Source organism: Confluentibacter flavum, from assembly GCF_002843175.1.
GTDB classification, from domain to species: Bacteria; Bacteroidota; Bacteroidia; order Flavobacteriales; family Flavobacteriaceae; genus Confluentibacter; species Confluentibacter flavum.
Map to the genome: position 1 here is coordinate 1 of NZ_PJEO01000022.1, position 7,256 is coordinate 7,256.

At 34.0% G+C, this 7,256-nt stretch carries 10 protein-coding genes; 9 read left to right on the forward strand and 1 reads right to left on the reverse strand.

Translation table 11 applies throughout. The features are described from left to right. Nucleotides 1–86 precede the first annotated feature (86 nt). The 9 genes from CSW08_RS07620 (at nucleotide 87) to CSW08_RS07665 (ending at nucleotide 6,121) form a co-directional block, all read left to right on the forward strand. Nucleotides 87–839, forward strand: coding sequence for a toxin-antitoxin system YwqK family antitoxin (locus tag CSW08_RS07620; RefSeq protein WP_157831439.1), 753 nt, complete (start codon nucleotides 87–89; stop codon nucleotides 837–839). Between the two features lie 169 nt (nucleotides 840–1,008). Then, a complete protein-coding gene (locus CSW08_RS07630) occupies nucleotides 1,009–1,866 on the forward strand; it encodes an NmrA/HSCARG family protein (RefSeq protein ID WP_106659318.1) in 858 nt (285 codons plus the stop codon). Nucleotides 1,867–2,097: 231 nt separating this feature from the next. After that, nucleotides 2,098–2,505: a nuclear transport factor 2 family protein gene (locus tag CSW08_RS07635; protein ID WP_106659319.1), complete on the forward strand. Its 408-nt coding sequence runs from the start codon at nucleotides 2,098–2,100 to the stop codon at nucleotides 2,503–2,505. Between the two features lie 302 nt (nucleotides 2,506–2,807). Further along, nucleotides 2,808–3,152: a DUF4260 domain-containing protein gene (locus CSW08_RS07640; RefSeq protein ID WP_317044924.1), complete on the forward strand. Its 345-nt coding sequence runs from the start codon at nucleotides 2,808–2,810 to the stop codon at nucleotides 3,150–3,152. A 50-nt stretch (nucleotides 3,153–3,202) separates the two neighbouring features. Then, a complete protein-coding gene (locus CSW08_RS07645) occupies nucleotides 3,203–3,757 on the forward strand; it encodes a DUF7010 family protein (RefSeq protein WP_106659320.1) in 555 nt (184 codons plus the stop codon). 20 nt (nucleotides 3,758–3,777) lie between these two features. Next, the gene (locus CSW08_RS07650) at nucleotides 3,778–4,236 is read left to right on the forward strand and encodes an SRPBCC domain-containing protein (RefSeq protein WP_106659325.1); all 459 of its coding nucleotides are present in this window, start codon (nucleotides 3,778–3,780) and stop codon (nucleotides 4,234–4,236) included. A 134-nt stretch (nucleotides 4,237–4,370) separates the two neighbouring features. After that, nucleotides 4,371–4,706, forward strand: a complete 336-nt coding sequence (locus CSW08_RS07655; RefSeq protein WP_106659321.1) for an ArsR/SmtB family transcription factor — start codon at nucleotides 4,371–4,373, stop codon at nucleotides 4,704–4,706. Between the two features lie 39 nt (nucleotides 4,707–4,745). Beyond that, entirely contained in the window at nucleotides 4,746–5,708 is a 963-nt protein-coding gene (locus CSW08_RS18460) for an SRPBCC domain-containing protein (protein WP_106659322.1), read from the forward strand. A 20-nt stretch (nucleotides 5,709–5,728) separates the two neighbouring features. Continuing rightward, nucleotides 5,729–6,121, forward strand: a complete 393-nt coding sequence (locus CSW08_RS07665) for a DoxX family protein (RefSeq protein WP_106659323.1) — start codon at nucleotides 5,729–5,731, stop codon at nucleotides 6,119–6,121. 125 nt (nucleotides 6,122–6,246) lie between these two features. On the opposite strand, the gene CSW08_RS07670 is transcribed toward CSW08_RS07665, so the two are convergent. Next, on the reverse strand, nucleotides 6,247–7,152 hold the full coding sequence (locus tag CSW08_RS07670) for an IS982 family transposase (protein ID WP_106657880.1): 906 nt from the start codon (nucleotides 7,150–7,152) through the stop codon (nucleotides 6,247–6,249). Nucleotides 7,153–7,256: the final 104 nt, after the last annotated feature.

Below are 7,256 nucleotides of genomic sequence, written 5' to 3' on the forward strand. Positions count from 1 at the left end.
GATTTTCCTTCGGAAAATCCTCGCCCACAAACACGCAACTTTCCATACACGAACACGTTGTGGTTAATTATGACAAACCCCCGAAAATGAAGAAAAACCTTTTTCTAATTTTATTAATTCTAACATTAATTTCCTGCAAAAAGGAACAATTCATGACGGAATTTTATCCAAGTGGAAATGTCAAACTAAAAGTTCAAATTGACAAAGACAGCATTCAAAACGGAACTTACGAAGAATATTATGAGAACGGAGAACTGAAATCTAAAACCAACTATGTAAATGGACAAATCTCCGATTCTTTATTTAACTTTTATGAAAATGGAAAAATTAAGGATAAAGGAATAGTAAAAAACAATTTCCCAAATGGTTGGTGGAATTATTACCGTTCTAACGGCGGACTAAAGGAAAAAACTGAGTGGATTATAGTTAAGGATAGTTTGCATAAAAATCAATCGATATACTTTGACCAAAAGGGAAAAATCAAATATGACACTAGTTCATTTTTTGAATTAAAGATTCCAGACACAATTCATTTAGACAAAAATATTGCGAGATTTAATTATAATTCTAATTTCAATGTTTACAAAAGACTAATATATGTTGTCGTTGAAAACAAATACTCTGAAAATGAAACTAAACTGGATACTTTTGGTATAAAAGACAATGATTTTTGGTTCGGAGTTTATGGATACAAAAAAGGCAAACAAAATATTAAGGGACAAATTGTCGAGGAACTATATGAAATTAAAAACATAGGAAATGATTCGGCAATTGGAACTGTAAGCAATCACAAAAAATATTTCGAAAAAGAAGTTTATGTCTCGGATAAAAATAACTAACCACAACACCGTGTATAAAAAATTGCTATTTTTAGCTGGCACAAAGTTGGTTGCTTGTTTGCCGGCTTCCGATTTTCCTTCGGAAAATCCTCGCCCACAAACACGCAACTTTCCATACACGAACACGTTAGCCTTCATAATGACCATTCATTAGTAGAAAAATTCATTTATGGAACATAAAAAAAATATCTTTATCACTGGAATCACTGGAAACCAAGGTAGCGCTGTTGCAAAACACCTATTAGAACAAAATAATTCCGTTATTGGTTTAACTCGTAATGCAAATTCGGAAAAAGCGAAGCAATGGAAGGAACGAGGTGTAACAGTTATTGAAGGGAATATTAACAATCCTGATTCTTTTCAATCATATCTTGATCAGGCAGACGCAGTATATCTAGTTCAAGCTTTGCAGCGAAAAGACCGAGAGATACTAGAAGGAAAACGATTTATTGACGCAATTAAGCCAGAAAACGAAACTCATTTGGTATACGCCTCTGTACTTGGCTCAGACTTAGATACAGCTGTACCACATTTTGAGAGCAAGTTTGAACTTGAAAATTATATAAAATCTAAAAACCTTAATTATTCCATACTTCGACCAGCTTCGTTCTATGAAAATCATTTGTTCCCAAGAGTCGCTAATGATATTAAAAAAGGAAAGTATATTTCTCCCCTAAATAAAATGTGTAATCAACAAATGATAGGAGTTGACGATATTGGAAAAATAGCTGCTACTGTAATTTCTAACAAAGAAAAATACAATAATAAAACAATTTCAATCGCAACTGATGAATGGCAGATTGGTAAAATCCCCCAAGTATTTTCAGAAACTATTAATAAGCCTGTAAGCTACAAAAAACTTCCAGGGTTTATTACAAGATTAGCTATGGGAAAAGACCTTTCAAAAATGTTTAAATATATGAATCAGAATGACTTTTGTGTGATAAATAATATTCAAGAAGTAAGAGACGAATTCGATATTAGTGGAGATTTTAGAAGTTGGGTCCATAAAAATTTCACCCCATAAACGATTAATAAATAACGAAAGGCTGTGTATAATTAATTGCTTTGGCTAGTGCTAATCCGGAAAATTCCTTCGGAATTTTCTCTCGTTCGTTTTTATTTGCTAAATTAGGTGCTTAACCACGCAACTAACTATACACCAAACGTTGTGCTTCAATATGACCCGTCAATTCAGAAATAAAAAACGGAAAAGCCGAAAACCGTCCAGAGTAGGCACTAAATAACAACCAAAACCATGAAACCTGAACAAAACATTCAAATTATTGAAAAATTATACAACGCTTTTTCAACTGGCGATATGCCAACTGTTCTGGGATTAATGCATCCCCAGATCGAATGGAACGAAGCCGAAAGCAATTCGCTTGCAGATGGTAATCCCTACATTGGTCCAGACGCCATTGTACAAGGTGTATTTTCACGTCTTGGAGCTAACCACGAGTACTTTGGGCTACAGGATGTCAAAATTTACGGCATGAATGAGAATATGGTCTTAGCCACACTACGATATGATGCTAAAGTAAAAGCAACTGGAAAGAGCTATAATGCACAAGCCGCACATCTGTGGGCTCTTAATGATGAAGGAAAAGTTACTGCCTTTCAGCAATATGTGGATACTAAAAAGTTGGCAGACTCTGAAGAGTAATTTTAGTTGTATCAACTAATAAGTGATTAAATAATAACAAAAGTACAACAATGTGCAAAACGGCAAAAGGGATTAAGTTACATAATTGTAGAAAAAACATTCACGCCAGCAGCTAACCGCATGCTAATAAATTACCTAATTTCTCGGTAGCCGGAAGTTTCATTTTCACCAAAAAGTTCTACCATTCCTAAAGAACCCAGTCTGACCGTGAAAGACTTTAATAAATTAATGCAGAAACATTTTAGACCTTTGTGTTATAATATGTAAATTCAGTAAATATGACAAACAGGATGAATAATCTTTTGAAACTTGAAGAATTAGGACAGTTTTTACTCTCAATAATTCTTTTTAGCCAATTAGACTATGTTTGGTGGATTTTTCCTGCCTTAATTTTAATACCTGACTTATCAATGATTGGATATTTGGTCAATCCTAAAATAGGTGCTTGGTTGTATAATTTTTTTCACCATAAATTAGTTGCAGTTACCATTTTAATTTTGGGGTTTTGGTTAAATAATTCTTTACTCAATTTGGCGGGAGTGATTTTATTCGGACATTCAGCCTTGGATAGAAGTTTTGGCTATGGCCTAAAATTCAATGATAATTTTAAAAATACTCATTTGGGTTGGATTGGGAAAAAAGGTTAAATATTAGCATTGAATAAAAAAACATCTATCAATAAACCAACATTTTAATTATGGAACAACCAACTTTTTCAAAACTAAAATTAGAAATCCAAATACAAGCTAAAAACGGTATTGACTTTATTCTTTCCGCTGGAATTGTATGGTTCGCTATATACTTCATATGGACATTGGATTATACATCTTACGAAAAAAGCATACTCACGTTTATAGTTGGAGCCATTTTACTGCCATTGGCTTTTGGTTTATCTAAAGTGCTAAAGACAAATTGGAAAGTAAAAAACAATCCGTTACAACCTTTGGGTCTTTGGTTGAACTTCGCACAATTAATCTATTTTCCGTTTCTAATATTCATCTTGATTAAATCTCCTGACTATTTTATAATGACGTATGCCATTATTACGGGTGCTCATCTATTTCCCTACGCTTGGTTTTATGACGAATTGGGATACGCCGTTACTGCCATTGTAATGTCTGTTGGCTCGTTATTGATTGCCTTGAATATAGAACCTGAAAAGATGTGGTTTGTACCATTATTTACATCCATCGTTTTCTTTCTATTAGCTGGGTGGATTTTTATAAACTTGAAAAAAGTAAAAGAAAAATAAATACATTAACTTTTGAAATTATGAAAAAAATACAATTTAAAATAGATATAGAATCTTCTGCGGAAAAGGTTTTTGAAACCATGTTAGGACTTAAAAACATAGAGACCTATGAACAGTGGACCTCTGAATTTAATCCAACCTCAACCTACGAAGGCACATGGGAAAAAGGCGCTAAAATATATTTTATTGGCACCGATGAACACGGCAACCGCGGCGGCATGATTTCAGAAATTGCGGATATTATTCCTTCCAAATTTGTGTCCATTCGTCATTATGGTATGTTAGATGGAGACACCGAAATTACCCAAGGAGAACAGGTTGAAAAATGGGCAGGTGGATTAGAAAATTACACATTACATGAAAGTAATGGAGTCACTACTGTAACCGTCGACATGGATACCACTGAAGATTATTTGGATTATTTTAAAACTACCTGGCCAAAGGCATTGGATAAACTAAAAAGTATTGCTGAGAAATAAAAGTGTACTACCAAAGCGACATCTTCTTCACCACTACAAAAACCCTTAATTAAAAAAAGTCAATAAAAAGTTGCGCAATCAATTAATTGCATATATATTTGCAAACGATTGATTGCGCATTTAATGTATTGAAAATGAGAAGAGATATATTCCAAGCCATTGCCGACCCTACTAGAAGAGCCATTTTAGTGCTTCTTACCACACAAGCTATGACGCCCAATGCCATAGCTGAGCATTTTGATTCTACTAGACAAGCGGTTTCTAACCATATTAAAATACTTTCGGAATGCGAATTAGTCAAACAAGAACAGGTCGGCAGGGAAATATATTACCATCTAGAAAAAAACAAGATGAAAGAAATAGACCTATGGCTTGAACAGTTTAGAAAACTCTGGGAAAACCGCTTTGACAACCTAGATGCATATTTAGCAAAAATTCAAAACGATACTAATGAGCACAACAAAGCATAAAAAAACTTAATGCTTACTTATGCGAAAAAATAAACCAAAATGAAAAATAATCTTTTATTCAACTTTACCCTAAACAAAGCAAATAACACAGTAAACATAGATCGCGAATTTGCAGCAAACCTCGATTTGGTTTGGGACGCTTGGACCAAACCAGAAATTCTTGACCAATGGTGGGCACCAAAACCTTATCGTATGGTTACAAAATCTATGGATTTTAAAGAAGGTGGTACGTGGCTGTATTATATGATAAGCCCAGAAAATGAAAAACATTGGTGCAAAAACGATTACTTAAAAATCGACCCGAAGAAAAGTTACTCTGGTTTAGATGCCTTTTGTGATGAAGATGGTGTTACCAATAAAGACATGCCACGAACGCAATGGACTAATAGATTTATAGAGAATTCGAATAAAACCCTTGTCTCCATTGTAGCCACTTATGAAAGTCTAGCTGATCTTGAGAAAATAATTGCATTAGGATTCCAAGAAGGCCTTACTATGGCTCTTGACAATTTAGATGCGTATATTGAACAAAAATTCAAATTAAGAAGCGAACTAAAATTAGACAATGCACCACGAGTCACTACGTATTTGAATTTTGATGGCAAAACTGAAGAAGCCTTTAATTTCTACAAAAGCGTCTTTAAAACCGAATTCTCAGGAAAAGGTATTCAACGTTTTGGAGATATTCCAAGCGATGCTGGACATCCACCCGTAGCCGATGCCATTAAAAAAATGGTGTTGCATGTAGAATTGCCCATCACAGGAAACCACATTTTAATGGGAACAGACGCTCCAAAGGAAATGGGCTTTGTATTGACAAAAGGAAACAATATGCACCTCTGCATTGAACCTGAAACAAGGGAAGAAGCAGACAGACTCTTTAATGAACTCTCTGCGGAGGGCACTGTTACAATGCCCATGGCAGATATGTTTTTTGGTGCCTACTTTGGTGAGTTTTCCGATAAATATGGCATCAATTGGATGATAAATTATAAAAATTAATATCTAAAATTTAATAAGTTATGACCACAAATAATAACATACCAAAATTACGTTTATGGATATCCTACATTCTTCAAGGTATCATCGTCATTATGCTTTTAATGGGCGCTTTTAATAATTTACTAATGACTGAAATGGCAGTAACAGGCGCCAAAGAGATGGGCTATCCAGAATATTCCGTACATTATTTAGGCATCATTTTATTGGTTAGCACCCTATTATATGCCATACCAAAAACAGCTTTCATTGGAGCTATATTACTAACTGGTTGGCTTGGTGGTGCCGTGGCAACACATATCATTCACGGTGATCCGCTTTATAACATGTTCTTCCCTATAGTTTTCGGAATTGTTGTTTGGACTTGTCTTTTATTAAGACATAAAAAAATGTGTGAAGTCCTTTTAAATAGATAATTAATTCAGCTATTTAAAAGAATATGTAATCACTTTATGGTTTTTGAAAGAAATTTATTTATTTTTAATGCTAACTAAATGTCAATAAGACTTTTATAAGTTTAATTAACGTGAGTTCGATGTAATTATAAAGTTAAATACAGTTGCTTTGTATCGACGAAGTTGTTTTTTAAAGAAGGTTTTCTATCTTTAAAATTATAGGCAATAAGTGAGGCAAAAATATTATTGAAGTAGTTGGTTACGCTTCTATGTCTAGAATGTTCAACTTGGCAAATGTTCTTGAGTTGGTCAAAAATAGTTTCGATAATGGCCCTTTTTCTTAAATGATAAGCATCTTGCACAGGGGTCAATAGTTTTGTTTTCATGTTCTTTTTAAGCTTGGTTACCAGATGCACTCCATTATAGAACAACTCAGTAAATAGATCTTTGGAGATGTAGCCTTTGTCACCAAAGAGCTTCCCAAACAGCTTTTTAACAAAGGCTTTGAAGCGTAAAGGTTTTCTATCATCCACATTGCCTTTAGTTATCATAAAATCAATGATACCGCCTTGGTCATTGGTGATTATGTGCAATTTGAAACCATAGAACCAACCCAGGGAACATTGTCCCCTTTGTGCCAAATCCTTGAATACCCTATGTTGGTTAATTCTTCGCTTGTCACAAACCCTTAGGGGCGTAGAATCTATAAAACTAATCCCCGTACAATTTGCCAATCCACAAACTTTGAGGTAAATAGCCAGGGGCATAAAGCTTTGCCCTTTGAGTTCCACCATACGATTATAGGATACCAGGTTTGGAAAATAACTGGTTAGATGTTTTGAGACATAGCCTATATAAAAATCCTTGAAGGTTTTATACCCGGATAAATGGAAAAGCACTTGAATGGTCATTACTTCAGAGAGGCCCATTTTTGAAGCTCTGGTGCGCTTTTTTCCATTGGCCAGTAGGCTTTTTTGCCAAAAAGGGACAAATTCAAGACAAAAATCATCAATAGAACAGAAAATTTCAGTAATTTTAGAATCGGAAATCATAGCGAAATATTTAGTTATATAATTGAAATTCAGAACTTTAATTTACTAAATTTTTCGCTTTTTTATTATAAATAAATCAACTTTTTTACGTCGAACTCACGTTA